Consider the following 18,371-nt stretch of genomic DNA (forward strand, 5'->3'; position numbering starts at 1 on the left):
GACCCGTGCCCCGCACCCCCCGCCCCGACCGGCCCGACGACGGCGCTCCGGGCGACGGCGCCCGCGGCACCGACGAGGCCGCTCCCCTCTACCGCATCAAGGCCGAGCTCTTCCGGTGCCTCGCGCACCCGACCCGCATCCAGGTGCTCGAGGTGCTCGCGGCCGACGCCGACCACACCGCGCCCGTGTCCGACCTCCTGGACGTCACCGGGTGCGAGCCCTCCCAGCTCTCCCAGCACCTCGCCGTCCTGCGCCGGGCCGGGGTCGTCACCTCGACCCGCAGCGGCAACGCGGTCGAGTACCGCCTCGCCGAGCCCCTCGTCGCCGAGCTCCTCGTCGTCGCGCGCGCGTTCCTCCTGTCGAGCCTCGCGGGCGCGTCCGACCAGCTCGAGGCCGCGCGGCGGCTCCCCGCCCTGCCGGGAGCGTCGGCCCGCGCCGTGCTCGACGCCACCACGTCGAACGCCTCGGCATGAGCCGCCTCGCCGCCGTCCGCGACCTGCTCCCGCGGCGCTCCGACTACGACCTGCGCCCCCGGACCCTGCGCGCCGACCTCCTCGCCGGGGTCACCGTCGGCGTCGTCGCCCTCCCGCTCGCGCTCGCGTTCGGCGTCAGCTCCGGCGTCGGGGCCGCTGCCGGGCTCGTCACCGCCGTCATCGCCGGGGTCGTCGCCGCCGTGCTGGGCGGGTCGAACCACCAGGTCTCCGGCCCGACCGGGGCCATGGCCGTCGTGCTCGCGCCGATCGTCGTCACCCACGGGCTGGGCTCGGTCGCGCTCGTGACCGTCCTCGGCGGGCTCGTCGTCCTCGTCGCGGGGCTGGCCCGGCTCGGTCGGGTCGTCACGTTCATCCCCTGGCCGGTCGTCGAGGGCTTCACGCTCGGGATCGCCTGCATCATCTTCCTCCAGCAGGTCCCGGCCGCGGTCGGGGTCGAGGCTGCCCCCGGCCACAACACGTTCGTGACCGCCGTCGGGGCCGTGCGGACCGCCGTGACCGACGTCCCGCCGGCCCCGGTCCTGTGGACGCTCGGGTGCGTCGCGCTCGTCGCCGCGACGATGCTGCTGCTCCCCCGCCTCCACGCGGCGATCCCGGCGTCGCTCGTCGCGGTCGTGCTGGCCACCGTCCTCGTCGAGGTGCTCGGCGCCCCTGTCCCCCGCATCGGCGCCCTGCCGTCGTCCCTGCCCGCGCCCGTCCTGCCGACGTTCACCCCCGGCGCGCTGCGCGACCTCGGCGGCGCCGCCCTCGCGATCGCCGCGCTCGCGGCCATCGAGTCGCTGCTGTCCGCCCGCGTCGCCGCGTCCATGGTGCAGACCGGGTCGCCCGGGGGCTCCGTCTACCAGCCCGACCGCGAGCTCGTCGGGCAGGGCCTCGCGTCCGTGGCCAGCGGCCTCTTCGGCGGCATGCCCGCCACGGGAGCCATCGCCCGCACCGCGGTCAACGTGCGCTCCGGCGCCCGCACGCGGCTCGCCGCCGTCGTGCACGCCGTCGTGATCCTCGCCGTCATCTACCTCGCCACCGGCCCGGTCTCCCGGATCCCGCTCGCCGCGCTCGCCGGCGTGCTCATGGTGACGAGCTTCCGGATGATCGGCGCCCGCACGATCCGCTCCGTGGTCGGCGCCGGGCGGTCCAGCGCGGCGACCTTCGTCGTGACCGCCGTCGTCACCGTCGCGTTCGACCTCGTGCAGGCGATCGAGATCGGCATCCTCGTCGCCGCGTTCTTCGCGCTGCGGACCGTGGCCCGCGCCTCGGCCGTGCACCGCGACCCGCTCCCCGGGCCGGCCCAGCCGGGCGACGAGCACGTCGCGCTCTTCCGTCTCGAGGGCTCCATGTTCTTCGGCGCCGCGGACCGCGTGCTCACCGAGGTGACCGACGCCTCGACGGACGACGACGTGGCGGTCGTGATCCTGCGGCTCTCCCAGCTCCGCATGGTCGACGCGACCGGGGCGAAGGCGCTCGGCGAGCTCGTGGAAGGGCTGGAGGCGCGCGGCGTGACCGTGCTCGTCAAGGGCGTCCAGGAACGGCACCGGTCGCTCCTCACGAACGTCGGGGCGCTCGCCGAGCTGCGCCACGAGAACCACCTCTTCGACACGCTCGACGACGCGATCGAGCACGCGCGCTCGCACGTGCGCCGCGCCGCGCGGGGCACCGACGTCCCCCAGGTGCGCGGGCTGCGCCCGTCGACCTGACCCGCTCGGTACGATGCGCCGATGCAGCGCACGGTGGGCCGTCGTGCCGGGGTCGCCGGTGCGGCCGTCGGACTGGTCCTCCTGGTCGGGTGGCTGGTCGGCCCCGTGCTCTGGGTCGAGCTCGACGAGGCGGGCACACCCCCGGTCCCGACGTTCGCCGACGGCATCCAGGTCGTCCATGAGGAGACGGGCTGCGGCTCGGGCGGCTGCTGGCGCGAGCTGACGCTCTCGTGGTCCGGGCACGACCGCGACGCCGTCCGCGCGCGAGTCGACCTCGACGGCGCCGGGCGGCGGTGCGACGCGATGTCGGTCCTCGACCGGCGGGTCCGGTGCGTGTGGGAGGTCGACGACGAGGCGTCCGACGCCTCGCTCCGCGTCGACGTCGGATGGCACCGCCCGCTCGGGCTGTGAGCGTCGTGCCCGCCGCATAGCGTGGTCGGATGCACGAGTTCGTGCGAGCCTCGCCCGACGCGCTGCCGCCCGGCGTCGTGTCGATGGTCGGGTACCGCCTGCGGACGGAGACGACGGACGGCACGCCGACCGTCCACCGCGGCCTGCCGTCGCCGTGGCTCACGCTCGTCGTGAGCACCGCGGGCGTCGTCCCGACCTCGCCCGGACCGGACGCCGTCCCGGTGCGCTACGAGTCGCTCGTCGGCGGTCTGCACACGCGCCCGGCCCTGATCCACCAGCCGCGGGAGCAGGCGGGCGTGCAGTTCGCGCTCGACCCGCTCGCCTGCCGGGCTCTGCTGGGCGTGCGCGCCGGCGACCTCGGCCTCGTCGAGGACGGCGACGCCGTCCTCGGACCCGCCGCCGCCCGACTGCGCGAGCAGGCCGCCGAGGCGGACTCGTGGGCCGCCGCGTTCGAGGCCGTGCGCGCGGCCTTCGCAGGCCCGGGCGACCCGCCTGGCAGCCCCGGAGCCCTGCCCGTCCGCGCCGACGTGCGCGCCGAGGTCGCGGAGGCCTGGCGCGTGCTCGTCCGGACCCGGGGCCGGGCGCACGTCCGTGACGTCGCCCGGCACGTCGCCCTCGGCGAGCGGCAGCTCGAGACGCTGTTCCGGGCCGAGCTCGGCGTCACGCCCCGGGCCGCGCGCGGCCTCGTGCGGTTCGACGCCGCGCGCCGCCAGGTGCAGCGCCTCGCCCTCGGCCGGGGCGCGCGGACGCTGGCGGACGTCGCCGCGCTCACCGGGTACGCCGACCACTCCCACCTGGTGCGCGACTTCCGCCGGTTCGCCGGCACGAGCCCGACCGCCTGGGTGCGCGAGGAGCTCGGGAACATCCAAGCCGGCGGCCACACCGACGGGCCAGGGTGGGGACATGAGCATCCACGAGAGCACCCGCACGACCGCTGACACCTCCCCCACCGCCGCGGCGCCGGCCCCGGTGCCCGACGTGCCGCCGCCGTGGGTCTGGCCCACCCTCCAGGCGCACGACGCGCGCGGCCTCGTCGCGTTCCTCACCGACGTCGTCGGGTTCGTCGCGACGACCGTCATGGCGGGCGACGACCGCGACGTCGCCCACGCCCAGCTCGACTGGCCGCACGGCGGCGGGATCATGCTCGGCAGCCACTCCCCCGACCGCGAGTGGTCGCGCGAGCCCGGCACCTGCGGCACGTACGTCGTCGTGCCCGACGACGAGATCGAGGCGCTCGACACGCGGCTCCGCGAGCGCGCACCGGGAGCCGGGGGACGCGTCGTCGTCCCGCTCCGGGACACGGACTACGGGAGCCGCGAGCTCGTGCTCCAGGACCCGGAGGGCAACCTGTGGTCGTTCGGCACCTACCGCGGCGAACCGCGGCGGTGAGGTCGGCGGGCGACGGCCCGACGGGCGACGGGTCCGCCGCGGCCCGTCGCCCGTCCCTCACTTCGCCTCGGCGTAGTGGTCGACGACCGCGACGGTGAGCGGGAAGTCGACCGGGAACTCCCCGAACAGGAGGCGTCCTGCCTCCGCCGCGGCCGCGCGGACCTCGTCGGCCACCGCCTCGGCGAGCTCGGCCGGCGCGTGCACGACGACCTCGTCGTGGAGGAAGAACACGAGGTGCGCCCGGTCGGCGAACGGCGCGGGCGCGGCGCCCGGGGCCGCGGCGAGGGGCAGCTCCCACAGCCGGCGCCGGATCGAGGCGAGCCAGCACAGCGCCCACTCGGCGGCCGTGCCCTGCACGACGAAGTTCCGCGTGAACCGGCCCCACGCGCGGGTGTACGACCGGGCGCGCGCCTGCGCGTCCGCGCCCGTCCGGCCGCTCTCGGCGTCGTCCGCGCCGCCCTCCTCGACCGCGTAGGCACCCTCCTGGGCCGCCTGCCACGACTCGCCGGGGCGCGGCGAGCTCCGGCCGAGGAGGGTCGACACGACCTCGCCGCGCTCGCCCGCCTGCGCGGCGCGCTCCACGAGCCCGATGGCGTCGGGGAACGCCTTCGCGAGGCGCGGCAGGACGAGCGCGCTGTCACCGGTCGTGCCCCCGTACATCGCCCCGAGCATCCCGACCTTCGCGTGGTCGCGCGTCGCGACCGCTCCCGACGCGACGATGCCCGCGTACATGTCGCCCCCGCGCCCCGCCGCCGCCATGCGCTCGTCGTGCGCGAGCCCGGCCAGCACGCGCGGCTCGAGCTGCGCGGCGTCCGCCACGACGAGCTTCCAGCCCGAGTCGGCGACCACCGCGCGGCGCACCTGCTGAGGGAGCTGGAGCGCCCCGCCGCCGCTGGACGCCCAGCGACCCGTGACGACGCCGCCCACGACGTACTCGGTGCGGAACCGCCCGTCGTGCACCCAGGTGTCGAGCCAGGACCAGCCGTTCGCGGTGAAGAGCCGCGAGAGCTTCTTGTACTCGAGCAGCGGCGCGACGACGGGGTGGTCCGCGCGCTCGAGCTCCCACTTGCGCAGCGACCGCACGCCGACGCCCGCGTACTGCAACGCCTTCAGCAGGTCCGGGTGCGAGTCCGGGTTGAGGGTCGGCGGCGCGTCGAGGGCCGCGCGGATGCGCGCGACGAGGCCCTCCATGAGCGCGGGGCGCTCGCCGGGACGCGGTCGCGGGCCCAGCGCGTCCGTGAGGATCGCGTCGTGCACGTCGGCGCGCCATGGGACGCCCGCGTGGTGCATCTCCGCGGCGACGAGCGCGCCCGCCGACTCGGCGGCGAGCAGCATCCGCAGCCGTCCCGGGCCGCCCGGACCGTCGGCCCCGTCGACCGCCGCGAGCTGGTCGCGCAGCTCCGCGACCGTGTCGAGCTCGACGCGCGGCACGGCCTCGGCTCCGAGCTCGAACAGGCCGACGGGCCGCGGCGCCGCCGTCGGCTCGCGGCCCGCGGGCACCGCGGCGAGCGCGTCCCACGGACCCGGGTCGCGCCGTGCGAGCGCCGATCCCGCGGCGAGCTGCGAGCGCCGCAGCACCACGTGGGACAGGCGCAGGTCGTGCGACCGCTCGACGCGCCGACCCTCGGCGAGGAGCCGTGGATACCACCGGTTCGTGTCGTCCCACGTCTCGCGGACGGGTTCCGCCGGGCCGTCGACGACGTGCTCGACCCGACCGTGCTCGGGCGACCCGACGTGGACGGCGTACGTGCTCATGCGCGCACCGCCCGCTGGTCCGGCCGGGGCTCGCGGGACGAGCCCACGACCCGCGCGAGGGCGCGGCCCCGCGAGGCGACGAGCGCCGCCCGCAGCAGGCGTGCGGCGTCGGGCTCGTGGGCGACGAGCGCCACCGCACCCGCGAGGGTCGGGGCCCCGAGGTCGTCCGCGGTCCGCGCCGCGCGGGCGAGGGCGGCCGCCTGGTGCGGACTGAGGTGCCGGCGGCCGGTGGCCGCGAGCGCCACGGCGGCGTCGAGCACCGTGCCGCAGACCTCCTCGACGGGGGCCGGTACCGCGACCTCGTGCACCTGGGTGGCGGCTCGCCCGCGCAGCGCGCGGACGCGAGCGCGCAGCCGGGTCCACGCGCTCGACCAGGCGCGGTGGTCGTAGGCCGGCGTGAGCGTCGGCACGACGAGCCGGAGTCCTCCCCCGGGACGCTCGACGAACAGGCCGACGGCCTCGGACCCGCCGGACTCCAGATCGTGCTCGACCGCGACGGCGACGAGCCGACGGCTCCCCGCCGCCACCCCGAGCAGGGTGTCGCAGGCCGCCTCGTCGGCCGCGTCGACGCGCACGACGGTCGGCGTGCCGTCCGCCGCGACGAGGGTCCAGGTGATCTCCTGCGCGACCTCGTCGACGCCGACCGGCCCGGCGTCCCGGACCATGACGACCCGCACCACCGCCGGCCTCCGGCCGAAGCCCACCTCCTCCCGCGCGTCGGTCCGCGCGGTCCGGTCGGCGACCTCGCTCAGCGCGTCGGCGTCGAACCGCCCCCACGGTTCGACGACCGGGCCCTCGCCCGGGCGCAGCGCCCCGGCACGCTCGGTCGCACCCCGCAGGGCGAACGGGCCGCGGCAGAGCGCCTCCACCGAGCGCCCCCAGACGAGCGGGAGGTCCCACGAGCGGCGGAACGTCGGGTCGGCCCCGGGCGGTCGCCCGGTCGTGACCGTCCGCGCGCGCCCCTCGGCGCCGTCCCACAGATGCACGGTGACACCCCGCACCCCCGACGCGGCGACCCACCAGCGAGCACCGAGCGGGAGGAGGTGCGGGAGGTCCGTCACGCGCTCGTCCGGCGCCGCGGCGTCCGGCGCGGGCTCGGCCCGCACGAACGCCCACAGCTCGGCCAGCGCGAGCAGGCACTCCTCCTCGTCGACGGCGTCGCGGCGGTCCGCGAGCGCCTCGAGCCGCCCGACCGCGGACGTGACGAGCCGCTGCACCGCGGGCCGGCGCCCCAGCCGGGCGAGCACCCCGGCGCCGCGCAGCTCCTCCAGGTCGTCACGGCCGAGGTGCGAGAGCCCGACGTCGAGCACGCGCTCGACGGTGCGCGCGACCTCGTCCGCGACCGTCCGCGCGTCCGGCACCCCGGCGGCGCGCGGCGCGGCCGCAGCCGCCTCCTCGGGCCACGGCCAGGCACGGCCGTGCGCACCCCAGACGCGGGCGAGCGCCTCGAGTCGCCACCGTCGGTCGTCCGCCGCGCGCGCTGTCGGAGAGGCAACGCGTTCGCGCTCGACGAGCATCCCGGCGAACCCCGCCCCCGCGACGAAGGTGACGCGCGGGGCGTCGGGCCAGGAGACCACCGCACGAGGACCGTCCACCGTCACGTCCGTCGTGCCGCCGCGCGTCGGGACCTCGGCCCGCTCCCGCTTCTCCCGGGCGACCGCGCGCACGACGGCGGCACCGGCGGCCCGGTGCACCGCCCGCGGGTCGAGCGCGAGTATCTCGCCCAGCGGATCGGCGCCCGACGCGGCACGAGGACCAGGGTCTGGCTGCGGTGGCGCGCCCGTCCCGGCGCGCTGCGCTGCCGGACCCGCCGAACCGGCGTCGGCTCGACCGAGACGCGCGCGGACGGCCCCGGGATCGGGACCGTCATCGGCATCGGCGTCGGCGTCGGCGTCGGCGGGAGCGTCGGCCGTCGGTCGCACCGCCGCCGTCCGGTCACGGACCGTCACGACCGGCTCGACCGGCTCGATCGGCTCGGTCGGCTCCTCGATCGGCTCGGCCGTCGTCGCCTCCACCGGCGCGGCCCCCGCGTCGCGCGCCCACAGGCACGCGGCCACCACGTGCTGGCAGACGCCGGCGGTCGGGCACCCGCACCGCGCACCCGCGGGACCGCGCGCGTCGAGCTCGACGCGCGCGCCCCCGACCGACAGCGCGGCCCCGTCCCCGCGCAGCTCGATCACCTCCACCTTCCCCGCGGCGACGTCCTTGCGTGCGCGACGGACCAGGCCGGAGTTGGCGAGGGTGGCGAGCGCGGCGTCGTCGTACCCCGCGTACACCGCGACCCAGGGGCCAGGCCCGGTACCGCTCACGGGAGCACCTCCCCCAGCCACTCCGCGAAGCGCTCCGGGGTGAGCGCCGCGATCTCCATGCCCTGCTCCGCGAGCCGCCGGGCGACGCCGCGGTCGTACGCCGGATTCGCCTGGCCGTCGAGGGCGGCGAGGCCGAGCAGCCGTACGCCGGACGCGTGCAGCCGCCCGACGCTCGCGACGAGCTGCGACACGGAACCCCCCTCCTCGAAGTCGCTCACGAGCGCCACGACGGTCCGGCGCGGGTCGCGCACGTGCTGCTCCGCGTAGCGCACGGCGCGCGCGATGTCCGTGCCCCCGCCGAGCTGTGCGGTGAGGAGCACCGTCACGGGGTCGTGCGCGAGGTGCGACATGTCGACGACCGACGTGTCGAACAGCACGAGCCGCACGGTGATCCCGGGCAGGCCGGCGAGGATGCCGGCGCTCACCGCGCTGTACAGCACCGACGAGGCCATCGAGCCGGACTGGTCCACGAGCAGGACCACGTCGTACGACAGCGCACGCCGGCGCCGCGCCGAGAAGCGGAGGTCCGTGACGAGCAGGCGCCGCCGCTCCGGGTCCCAGCGCCCGAGGTTCGCGCGCACGGTCGCCGCCGCGTCGAACGTGCGGCTCGACCGCACGAACGAGCGGCGCGACCGGTCGCGGCGACCGTCCACCGCGGTCTCGAAGCGCGGCCGCAGCCGCCGCACGACGTCCTCCACGACGCGCGCGACGAGCCGCTGCAGACCGTCCTGCACCCCGGGCCCGAGCCTGCCCCGGGCACGCAGCAGCGCGGACGCGAGCTCCGTGCTCGGCTCCACCGCCTCGACGGCGCGGGGGTCCGCGAGCAGCTCCGTCATCCCGTAGCGGCCCACCGCCTCGACCTGCATGCGCTCGAACGTCTCGCGCGGGAACAGCTCGCGCGCGGACTCGAGCCAGTCCAGGCCCGCGACGACGGAGCCCCCGCGCCCCCCGCCGCCGCGCCCGGCGCGCGCGTCGTCGCCGTCGCCGTGCCGGTGCCCACGCGCGGTGTACTCGCGGTCGTACAGGTGACCGAGCGTCCGGTCGAGGCCCTGGTCCTGCGGTGCGACGGGCAACGTGTCGCCGGCGTACCGGCCGAGCACGAGCCGCCACCGGCGCGCCGCCTCCTGATCGTCTGCGCGGCTCCCGGCGGGTTCGCCTGCGCCGGGCCCGAACCCGTCAGGTGCTACCCCGGTCGACGTCACGTCCGGCACGTCCGCCGTGCCGACACCCGCGCCCGTCACGACGCTCCCCCGCGCGTCCAGGCGCCGAGGCCGTCGCGCTCCAGGACCGCGACGAGCTCGCGCTCGACGAGCAGCCCGGCGCGCAGGTCGTCCTCGGTCACGTCGACGTGCCGGTCCAGCGCGGCGGCGCTCGTGCCGGTCCTCGCCGCGACGCGCTCCGCGAGCCGGTGCGTCTCGGTGGGCCGCAGCCAGGTGAAGGCGCGACGCAGGTCGGGCAGCACGGCACGGAACGCGTCCTCGTCCAGGCCGCGCAGGCCGTCGTCGACGGCGTCGAGCATCTCCGGGGTGTGGAGCAGAAGGTCGGGCGCGGCCCGCATCACGCCGCCGAGGAAGGCCGTCGCCGCCACCGGGTCCGCGCCGGGGGCGAGGTGCGCCCGGACGCGCGTGACGAGGCCGTCACCGCCGGGCTCGTCGTCCAGCTCGTCGTCGACGGCGGCGAACGCCGTGAGCGCGCCGCGCACCGCGGGCGACGCGTCGTCGTCCTCCCGCACGTGCACGAGCGCCCGCGCGACGGACTCCGCGGCCGAGCCGGTGCCGTCGCGGCCGGCATCGCGCAGGTCGCGGACCAGGGAGCGCAGCGCGACGAGGCTCGCCAGCGCGTCGTCCTGCGTCGCCTCGTCCGCGGAGGCGAGGTCCGGGACGAGGTAGGCGGCCGTGGCGAGCCCCTGCTCCGCGAGGTCGAGCAGCGCCTCGGCGTGCTCACCGAGCTCGAGCTCGGTGCGCGCGCGCCACAGCCCGACGAGTCGGCGCATACCCGCGACCACCGAGGCGAGCGACGGGTCGACGTCGAGCGTCGCACGCACGAGCGCGACCAGCGGGGGCAGCCGGTCGGGCAGACCCACCACGACGCACTGCGCGACGAGTCGCGCCACCGCGTCGCTCGACCGCTCCTCGCGCGCCCGCTCGCGCGCGTCGTCGAGCAGCGCGACGGCGACGGCGTCGAGCGTCGCCCCGCGGTGCGAGAGCTCGACGAGCCGCGCCTCGACGAGGGGCGTCCACGCGTACTCCCACTCCTCGAGCACGAGGCCGAGCCCGCGTCCGGCCACGTGGTCGGGGCCGGAGGCCCGGCGCGCGAACCCGAGCTCGAGGAACGCGCACAGCGCGAGGAACCGGCGCCGGTCGCGGTGCGCGGCACGACGGCGCGCGTCGAGCCGGACGGTGCGCGGCACGGAGTCGGACACGTCGAGGCGCAGCGCCCGCGCGCGTGCGCGTGCCTCCTCCACGAGGGGCGGCGACGCACCCCCGGGCGGCACGTCGCCGAGCGCGCGCCCGGCGAACACCTCCGCGACCGCGAGCCCGAGCGGCCGGTCGCCCGCCGCGTCGAGGTCGTCGGGGTCCTTGACGTAGCAGGACGTGATCGCGTCGAGCAGGTCGGTGCGGCAGGGCCACGGCCGCTCGCGCAGGGCCGCGAGCCGATGCGCGTGCTCGACCGCGGCCTGCGACTGCGCCACGCTCACGAGCGCGCCCCGCTCGCTCGCCCCCCGCCCGACGTCGACGAGGACGGCGTTCGCCGCGCCCGCGGGACCGCCCGCGTCGTGGTGCGCGGCCCAGAGACGGTCGTAGTACCCGGGCGTCGGCATACCGGCGCCGTACCCGCGCAGCGCGTCGAGCCGCTCGTCGTCGTACCGCACGAGCCACGCGGGCGCGTCGGCCAGGTCGCCGTACCCGCCCGCCGGGCGGCGCGCGACGACCGCCTCGCCGTGCGCGCTCCCGGTCAGCGCCTCGACGAGGGCGAGCGTGTGGAACGCGCCCGTCACGACGACGACCGGTCCGGCCGCGCGCGCCGCGTGCTCGGCGACGCGTGCCGACATCCGCGCCTCCCGGTCGAGCGACCCGTCCGCGACGAGCGCCTCGTCCTCGTAGTCCAGGCGGGCGAGGGCCGCCCACGCGAACACGTCGTCGGTGAGCTCGCGCCAGTCGCGCAGGCGCGCGGTGTCCCGCGCCTCGAACAGGTGGTCCCACAGCTCGTCGTGGTCGCGGCACCCGAGGCGCTCCGCGATCCGCGCGACCGTGCGGGAGTGCGCGAGGTGCCGCTCCGCGAGGACGGTGCGGGCCGCCGGGCCCTCGTCGTCGTCCTCCGCCTGCCGCGCGCCCCACGGGGAGTCGACGAACGCGAGCCCGGCGCCGAGGGCGTGTCCCGCCCGGAGCGCGACCCACTCGGGCGAGTACCGCGCGAGCGGGTAGAACCCCGCGCCGCGCGCGACTCCTCCCGCCCCGTTCGTGGGGTCGCCGGCGAGGCTGAGGACGGCGACCGGCGGGACCGTCTGCTCGTCGAGCAGCGCGGGCAGGAGGCGCGTGTACTCCTCCGGCCCCTCGACGAGCACGACCGCGGGCCGGACCTCCTCGACCAGCGCGGCGACGGCGACCGCGCACGCGGGGCTGTGGTGGCGCACGCCGACCAGGTGCACGCCGTCGCGCTCGCGCAGGGTCACGAGGTCGCGGGCCGCCTGCCGCAGCCGAAGCGGCGCGGCGTCCCACGCCGCGCGCGGGGCTACCGCCACAGGTCGCCCGCCGCGGTGAGGAAGTCCTTCCACCGCGCGTCCGAGCGCGCGCGCTCGCGCACCACGTTGTCGACGTAGTGCCGCAGGCGGCGCGCGTCCTCCTCGTCGCCCTTGAGCGCCACGCCGCCCACCTGGCGCGCGACCTGGCCCGCGGTCACCGTGCCGTCGCCGAGGTAGCGGGCCTCGAGCGAGGCGGCGACCGCGACGTTCACGGCCTCGGCGGTCGACATCACCGTCTCGGGCCGCTTGACCGGGGCGCCGCTCGCCGTCGTGCCCGTGCGCAGGTCCTGGAAGACCGTGACGAGCACCTCGAGCACGTCGCGGTCGAGCCGTGGACGCTCCGGGGCCGGGCCGAGCTCGGCCGTCAGCCGGCTCTCGACGAGCTCCATCTCGAACGCGCGGTCCCGGATGGGCGCGACGGTCTCGAAGTTGAAGCGGCGCTTGAGCGCCGCCGACATCTCGTGGACGCCGCGGTCGCGCAGGTTCGCCGTCGCGAGCACGTTGAACCCGGGCCGCGCCGCGACGCGCGCGTCGGCGCCGAGCTCGGGGACCATGAGCTGCTTCTCCGAGAGCACGGACACGAGCGTGTCCTGGATCTCGGGCGCGCAGCGCGTGATCTCCTCGAACCGCGCGATCCGCCCGCTCTCCATCGCGCGGAAGACCGGCGACGGGACGAGCGAGCGCTCGCTCGGCCCCTCGGCGATGAGCAGGGCGTAGTTCCACGAGTACCGCACGTGGTCCTCGCTCGTGCCCGCGGTGCCCTGGACGGTGAGCGTCGACGTGCCGCTCGCGGCGGCGGCCAGCAGCTCGGACAGGAGCGACTTCGCGGTGCCCGGCTCGCCGACGAGCATGAGCCCCTGGCGGCCCAGCAGCGACACGACCGCGCGGTCGACAAGCGGGTCGTCGCCGAAGAACTTGCGGCTCACGCCGAGCTCCGCGTCGCCCACGACGAACGCGCGCACCGCACGGGGGCTCAGGCGCCACCCGGGCGGGACGTCGGCGCCCCGGCGCGCGTCCGCCGCCGCGAGCGCCGCGAGCTCGTCGGCGTACCGGACCTCGGCGGGCGGCCGCAGCTCGCCCGGTCCTCCGGCCGCGACCTGCGCGTCACCGGTCGTCGTGCTCGTCACCCGGGCTCCTCCTTCGTCGGGTCGCGGGCGCCGTGCCCGTGGTCCTGCAGGTCAGCGTAGGAGCCGCGTCCCACACGCCCGGCGGTGCGGCGCCGGGTCCCAGCACCGCACCGCTCCCGTGCCGCTCCGTGCCGGTCGGTCCTGGTGCGGACCGACGGGCACCGTCAGTACTGGCTCTTGCGCTCCCAGTCGGGGTCGAACGCACCCGCCTCGGCGACGGCGACGTAGTCGCGGTACGCCTCCGCCACGAGCACGGGCGGGAGGTCCGCGATGCGCGCGGTCCCCCGCCCCGACCCGCGTCCCGTGCGCTCGAACGTCAGCGCCGTCACCGCGGCCGCGATGTTCTCCTCCGGGACGAACGACCCCGTGAACTCGATCTGCACCACGACCCCCGCGCTCGCGAACGACTTGGTGTACGCGCTGAACCACCCGGCGTCCTCGGCCTGCGAGCGCGTGTAGCCGCGCTTGGTGGCTCGCCCGCGGATGGAGAAGCTGTCGGAGAACCAGCCCTTGTGGTCGTCGATCGCCGTCGCGCCGACCGGGACGTCGGGCGTCGCGACGTCGAGCTGCGCGAAGAGCGGGTCGACCTCGTAGTCCGCGAGGTGCGCCGCCCACGCGGCCGTCGCGTCCGGCCCGAGCAGGACCGCGTGCGCGAGCCCGACGGTCGACCCCTCGCCGAGCACCACGTCCTCGTCGTCGGCGTCGACGAGCGCGCCGCCGTCCGGGCGGAACGGACGCGCCTCGTCCGTACCGGGGTTCTCGACCCACACGAGCCGCTCGACGAGCCGCGACATCACCGGGTGGCCGAGCAGGTACTCCTGCCACTCCCGCGCCGTCCAGGTGCGGCCCACGCACATCGCCTCGTAGAGCCGCTGCGTCTGCAGCGCGACGACCGCCTTGAGCTCCTTGCGGCTCGCGGTGAGCTGCTTCTTCGCGGCCGAGACGAGCTCGGGGTCGTCCTGCGCCCGCGCGGCCGGGAGCGCCTTGACGACCTTCCCGGCGTCGCTCGTGAGCTCGAGGGTGAACGCGGGAGTGATGCGCCCGACGTACTCGCGCGACCCGAGGTCGAGGTGGAGCAGACCGTCGTCCTCGAAGCCCGCCGTCTGGACCGTCCGGTCCGCGAGCTGGTCCGCCGTCCAGCCGCGCCGGTCCGCGAGCTCGGCGGCGAGCCGCTGCGCGGTCTCCTGCACGGTCGCCTGCCGGAAGCGCCGCGAGACCGCGAGGAGCTCCTGGATCGCGGCGGGCTGACCGTTCGCCGCGAGCGCCTGGACGAGGGCCTCGGTCTGCGCCCGGCGGCCGATGTGCGCCTTGGCGTAGCGCTGGAAGGTCGCGGCGAGCTCGCCGCCCGGCATCGCGACCGTGAGTGCCAGCATCCCCTTGTCCTTGACCGCGGAGCCGAGGTAGGTCGCCTGGTGCTCCCGGTACAGGTCACGGTGATGGTCCTCGACCGACTTGGACGCCTCGACCGAGTAGTACTCGGGCGAGCGCTTGGCCCACGCCTGGTACTGGTCGTAGCGCTGCTGGGCGCCGGCCGTCGCGTGCGCGTCGCTCTCCTGGGGCGACGGGTTGCGCGTGTCCTGCGCGACCCACGCGGCCAGCACGTGGCTGCCGAGGCGCGCGCGGTCCTCCTCCTGCAGGAGCGACAGGTATCGCTCGAGCAGCCCCGCGCCGCTCGGGTCCTTGAGCTTGACCGCGAGCACGACCCACCAGCGCAGGATCGTCGGGTCCACCGGCGAGCCGTCCGCCGCCCAGCGCGCGTCCGGGAGGGAGCCCAGGTCGAACCAGGACATGCTCACCGGCGCCTTGCCGCGCAGTCCCTTGGTCGCCTCCGCGAGCAGCACCTCCGGCGCGAGATCGACCGAGATGTCCTCCCCGAGGCTCTCGAGCGACGTGAGGAGCGCCGCACGGACGACCTCGCTGCGCTCCTTCGCGAGCGCGGCCCGCAGGGCAGGCACCGCGTCGGCGTCGCCGAGCCGGGCCAGCCACTCCGCGGCGGTGCGGCGCACCTCGGACCGGCCGTTGCCGAGCCCCTGCTCGGCCAGCCCCCGCACGCCGGGGTGCGTGCTCAGCGCCGCCTGCGCCGTCGCGCGGTAGGTGCGGCCCTCGCCGAGCGCGAGCTCGGTCAGTCGCGGCAGGAACCGGCGCGGGACGTGCGGGAGCTGCGCGAGCACCGCGAGCGCCCGGGCCGGCTTGGTCGTGCCGTAGGTGCGCTCGCGATCGTCGAGCGCCGCGGCGAGCCGGTCGAGGCGCCCCGCGTAGTACGGCCACGCATTCTCGGGCGTCACCGTGTCCATGGCCCACCACGTGGAGAAGTACAGCTCGTCGATCAGCGCCTCGGCGTCGTCGCGACCGATGCGTCGCAGCGCCTCGTCGAGGACGCGCAGGTCGACGTCGAGCGTGTCGCCCTCGTTGAGCCGATACCAGCCGAACCGCTCGCTGTGGCCGCGCGCCTCGTTCGCCTGGAGCCGCAGCCGGTGCAGGAGGGTGATGCCCGGGAGGCGCGAGAAGACGCCCGGTGCGGACAGCCGGCGCATCGCGACGCCGCCCGGGCGACGCGTGCTCGTCCCGGACAGGAACGCCGCGAAGACCCGGAGGTCCTCGTCGGAGATGCCGGGCAGCTCCTTGAGGTCCTGCTCGACGGCCTGGCGACGCCACCGCGGCCACCCGTCGCCGTCGCCCTTGCCCTCGCCGGGGTGCGCCGCCTGCTCGGCGCGGGCGCGCTCGAGGGCGGTGTCGATCGCGGCCCGCGCGGCCTGCACGAACTCGTCGCCCAGCACCGTCTCCGGCAAGGGCTCGAAGGGCGGGACCTCGATCGCCGGCTCGTCCTCCTGCGCGGCGTCGAGCACGCGGGCGCGCTCGACGGTGTCCCGCAGGAGCGTCGCCCGCGCGCCGGTCGACTGCGCGGCGGCCTGCTCGAGGTCGGCCAGCCCGCCGTCGACCTGCGCGAGGCGCGTCACGACCGTCCCGAGCCGGGACGGCGCGAGGGCCGTGAGGAGCGGGGTGAGGATCTCGCGCTGCCGCTCGCCGGGGAGCTGCGCGACGGCGGCCACCGCCGCCTCGCGGACGCCCTTGCTCGTGTCCGCCGCGAGCCGAGCCAGGAGCGGGGCGAGCGCGTCCGTCGCCACCGGGTCGGACGCCACGAGCTCGACCAGCTCCGTCCGGCCCGCGGCGCTCACGCCCGGCAGCGCCTGGGTCGCGACGTCGACGTGCGCGACCACGAAGTCGCGCGCCGGGTCGCCGAGCAGCGCCGGGCCGAGGTGCCGCGAGGCCCAGCACGACGACGTCGGGCGCTCGAACAGCTCGCGCAGCACGACCGCCGGCGCGTCGGCCTCCGGCACGCCGCCCTCGACCGCGAGCGCCAGCAGCAGGTCCGGCGTCCAGCGGTCGGGCGTCTGCTTGCCGTTCCTGCCCTTGCGGCGCTCGTTCGCGCGCCGCGACATGTCGTTGACCAGCACGGTGAGCCAGCGCGGGTCGGCGGGGCGCTCGCGGTCGACCTCCGACGACACGGCGCTGAGCACCCGGCCGAGCCGTACGAGCTCGGGGATCGTCACCGAGTCGCTCAGCGTGTAGAGGTTGGACCGGGCCGTCACGGCCTTCGCCGACGTCCAGCCCGGCACCGCGGCCTTGAGCCGGTCGTCCTGCGCGGGCGTCGTCCACGAGTAGATGCCGGACTGGCCCGGCCGACCCAGCAGCGCCTCGACGTCACCGCCGCGCAGGGCCTCGAGCTCCAGCAGGACCTCCGGCCCCTCGCCCCGGTGCACGTACGCGACCGCGCGGTCTGCGAGGCCCGGCGACTCGACGGCGAGCACCTTCAGCGCGTCGACGAGCCGAGCGCTCGGCCGGCCACCTCCCGCCTGCTCCTCGTCCCGCCGGAACAGACCCTTGACCTTCTCGAGCACCCTCTACCTCACCGTCACGTCGTCGCTGCTGGTGCGGCAGATGCTACGGGTCGGCGCCAACAGAACACCCGGAAACGACAATGCACCAGCCCGACTATGAGACGCTCAAACATGTCGAGCAAATACCCTAATCGCTCTCCGAGCCCGATCTCAGGCCTCAAACCAGGATCTTCGAAACCACACCAAGAGCGAGATCAATTCCGAACGAGGGGAACTCCACCCTTTCGTCCAACGCCGAACGCGATGCGGTACACATCAGGCAGATCAAGCCGGCCATCCGCCCTGGTCGTGAACATACCAAACTCACGGAGGTCCTCGATAAGGTGGGAGTAACTCGTGCTCGTGGGACCTGTCTGAAACGCACCACTCTCGTCCCCATCGGGAAGGCTCTCGGTGCGCGCAATCTGCTGACCGAGAGTATTCTCGAGATCGGCAGCACGCCAAAGGGCCATTACACTGTCAGGCTCAATCGGCACTTGCTGACCGCGCAAGGGTTCGAGTGCGTCCTTTACCCAAGGCGTATCTTCTCCCACCTCGCGCACGCGGATCCCAGACGCATGCTGCACGCCATGGCGAATTGCATCCCAATGCAGGGCCTTGCCGTGACTCGCAAACTCCTCTCGCGTACGCGTATTGGCGTGACTCAACGCGCTCAAGAAGCTTCGAGGACTTACCTGACCACGGCCGTCCGCGAGATGATTAGGAATCCACGTATACGTGTAGCCCTTTCGATGATTCGTTCCCATGTGCCGCGACGCAATGAGGTGTAGCGCGCGCTCAAGCTCTTCGCGTGAACCAGCCTTGCCCTGGACCCAGTTTGCTTCCTGGCGAAACGCACCAGAATGCGGCGAACTAGCGCCACTCATCAAATGAAAAAGTAGCGAGTACAGGCTCGTGACATCCCACCGCAAATCTACCATATTGTTTGTGAGTTTGCTCGCGTCGGGAAAGTCTGTCCCGGCACTTTCAAACATATCGTATCGAATAAAAATCTTCGCGCGGAGATTTCGCGTAGAAGTACGAAGCGTGAGCGCAAGCCGAAGCGCGCCGTGTGTAAGTTGGTCTGCAGTGGATCGATTGCTATGGAGTCGATCCATGGCATCAAACAAAAGTACCTTCATTCGGCCGCTCCGACCGGCCTCCTCGTCTACATCCAAAAGGCGGTCCTCAACCGAACCCGGGTTATCCTTCACCCATTGGACCCGCTCTTCCCAGTCGGGCAGCTGCGTGACTTCTGACACGCCGAATCCATTGAGCGCCACGGCCGTCCAGATATCCTCAGGTACGAAACGCTCAGATAGGGACTGCAGTCTCCTCTGACTTGGATACTCCCTTCGAAGCCGAGCGCCGAAACCCGGCGCAGCATCGATTCGATCCAGCACGTCAAGGGCATACCTGCGGGCTGCGACCTGGCGCAGATCAGGGTCCTGAAGCGCTTCGAACCATACAGTCTTCCCAACCCCCCGCCCGCCTTGGACAATAGCAACATTAGGGTCGAGAGCCCGTCGATGTTGAAACGGCGTGTAGAGCGTGGTTGTGTTTGGCTCGCTCGTCTCC

Annotated in this window: 12 protein-coding genes; 5 read left to right on the top strand and 7 right to left on the bottom strand. The window is 75.3% G+C overall.

Annotated features, from left to right (window positions below; translation table 11 throughout):
* Positions 1–5: 5 nt before the first annotated feature.
* Genes NHH00_RS03580 through NHH00_RS03600 form a run of 5 tightly spaced genes read left to right on the top strand, consistent with a single transcriptional unit; the run spans position 6 to position 3,982 of the window.
* The gene (locus NHH00_RS03580; RefSeq protein ID WP_308202254.1) at positions 6–473 is read left to right on the top strand and encodes an ArsR/SmtB family transcription factor; all 468 of its coding nucleotides are present in this window, start codon (positions 6–8) and stop codon (positions 471–473) included.
* Positions 470–2,182, top strand: a complete 1,713-nt coding sequence (locus tag NHH00_RS03585) for a SulP family inorganic anion transporter (RefSeq protein WP_253050220.1) — start codon at positions 470–472, stop codon at positions 2,180–2,182. The genes NHH00_RS03580 and NHH00_RS03585 overlap by 4 nt, the downstream gene beginning before the upstream one ends.
* A gap of 21 nt (positions 2,183–2,203) precedes the next feature.
* Positions 2,204–2,593 (top strand): hypothetical protein, encoded by a 390-nt coding sequence (locus NHH00_RS03590; RefSeq protein ID WP_253050222.1) that lies wholly within the window; start codon positions 2,204–2,206, stop codon positions 2,591–2,593.
* Positions 2,594–2,622: 29 nt separating this feature from the next.
* The gene (locus tag NHH00_RS03595) at positions 2,623–3,531 is read left to right on the top strand and encodes an AraC family transcriptional regulator (RefSeq protein ID WP_253050224.1); all 909 of its coding nucleotides are present in this window, start codon (positions 2,623–2,625) and stop codon (positions 3,529–3,531) included.
* The gene (locus NHH00_RS03600) at positions 3,497–3,982 is read left to right on the top strand and encodes a VOC family protein (protein WP_253050226.1); all 486 of its coding nucleotides are present in this window, start codon (positions 3,497–3,499) and stop codon (positions 3,980–3,982) included. The genes NHH00_RS03595 and NHH00_RS03600 overlap by 35 nt, the downstream gene beginning before the upstream one ends.
* 57 nt (positions 3,983–4,039) lie before the next feature.
* Here NHH00_RS03600 and NHH00_RS03605 read toward each other — a convergent pair whose 3' ends face one another.
* The 7 genes from NHH00_RS03605 to NHH00_RS03635 all read right to left on the bottom strand — a co-directional run bounded on the left by NHH00_RS03605 (position 4,040) and on the right by NHH00_RS03635 (position 18,196).
* Positions 4,040–5,737, bottom strand: coding sequence for a bifunctional 3'-5' exonuclease/DNA polymerase (locus NHH00_RS03605; RefSeq protein ID WP_253050228.1), 1,698 nt, complete (start codon positions 5,735–5,737; stop codon positions 4,040–4,042).
* Positions 5,734–8,046 (bottom strand): hypothetical protein, encoded by a 2,313-nt coding sequence (locus NHH00_RS03610; protein ID WP_253050230.1) that lies wholly within the window; start codon positions 8,044–8,046, stop codon positions 5,734–5,736. Before NHH00_RS03610 ends, NHH00_RS03605 begins: the two co-directional genes overlap by 4 nt.
* Positions 8,043–9,119: a VWA domain-containing protein gene (locus NHH00_RS03615; RefSeq protein WP_253050232.1), complete on the bottom strand. Its 1,077-nt coding sequence runs from the start codon at positions 9,117–9,119 to the stop codon at positions 8,043–8,045. Before NHH00_RS03615 ends, NHH00_RS03610 begins: the two co-directional genes overlap by 4 nt.
* Before the next feature lie 164 nt (positions 9,120–9,283).
* Positions 9,284–11,788, bottom strand: coding sequence for a DUF5682 family protein (locus tag NHH00_RS03620; RefSeq protein WP_253050234.1), 2,505 nt, complete (start codon positions 11,786–11,788; stop codon positions 9,284–9,286).
* Positions 11,779–12,915 carry an ATP-binding protein gene (locus tag NHH00_RS03625; RefSeq protein WP_253050236.1) on the bottom strand — a complete coding sequence of 379 codons (1,137 nt, stop codon included), beginning with the start codon at positions 12,913–12,915 and terminating at the stop codon, positions 11,779–11,781. The genes NHH00_RS03620 and NHH00_RS03625 overlap by 10 nt, the downstream gene beginning before the upstream one ends.
* Before the next feature lie 164 nt (positions 12,916–13,079).
* Positions 13,080–16,814: a DUF4132 domain-containing protein gene (locus tag NHH00_RS20945; protein ID WP_253050238.1), complete on the bottom strand. Its 3,735-nt coding sequence runs from the start codon at positions 16,812–16,814 to the stop codon at positions 13,080–13,082.
* Positions 16,815–17,008: 194 nt separating this feature from the next.
* Complete coding sequence (locus NHH00_RS03635; RefSeq protein ID WP_253050240.1) at positions 17,009–18,196, bottom strand: hypothetical protein; 1,188 nt, start codon at positions 18,194–18,196, stop codon at positions 17,009–17,011.
* Positions 18,197–18,371: the final 175 nt, after the last annotated feature.

It is taken from the genome of Cellulosimicrobium cellulans (assembly GCF_024124905.1).
In the GTDB taxonomy this organism is placed as follows: Bacteria; Actinomycetota; Actinomycetes; order Actinomycetales; family Cellulomonadaceae; genus Cellulosimicrobium; species Cellulosimicrobium cellulans_G.

Bases quoted from the DNA above. Each gene is read 5' to 3' on its own strand.
- NHH00_RS03590 (WP_253050222.1), top strand. From the start codon at position 2,204: ATGCAGCGCACGGTGGGCCGTCGTGCCGGGGTCGCCGGTGCGGCCGTC.
- NHH00_RS03585 (WP_253050220.1), top strand. From the start codon at position 470: ATGAGCCGCCTCGCCGCCGTCCGCGACCTGCTCCCGCGGCGCTCCGAC.
- NHH00_RS03605 (WP_253050228.1), bottom strand. From the start codon at position 5,737: ATGAGCACGTACGCCGTCCACGTCGGGTCGCCCGAGCACGGTCGGGTC.
- NHH00_RS03600 (WP_253050226.1), top strand. From the start codon at position 3,497: ATGAGCATCCACGAGAGCACCCGCACGACCGCTGACACCTCCCCCACC.
- NHH00_RS03595 (WP_253050224.1), top strand. From the start codon at position 2,623: ATGCACGAGTTCGTGCGAGCCTCGCCCGACGCGCTGCCGCCCGGCGTC.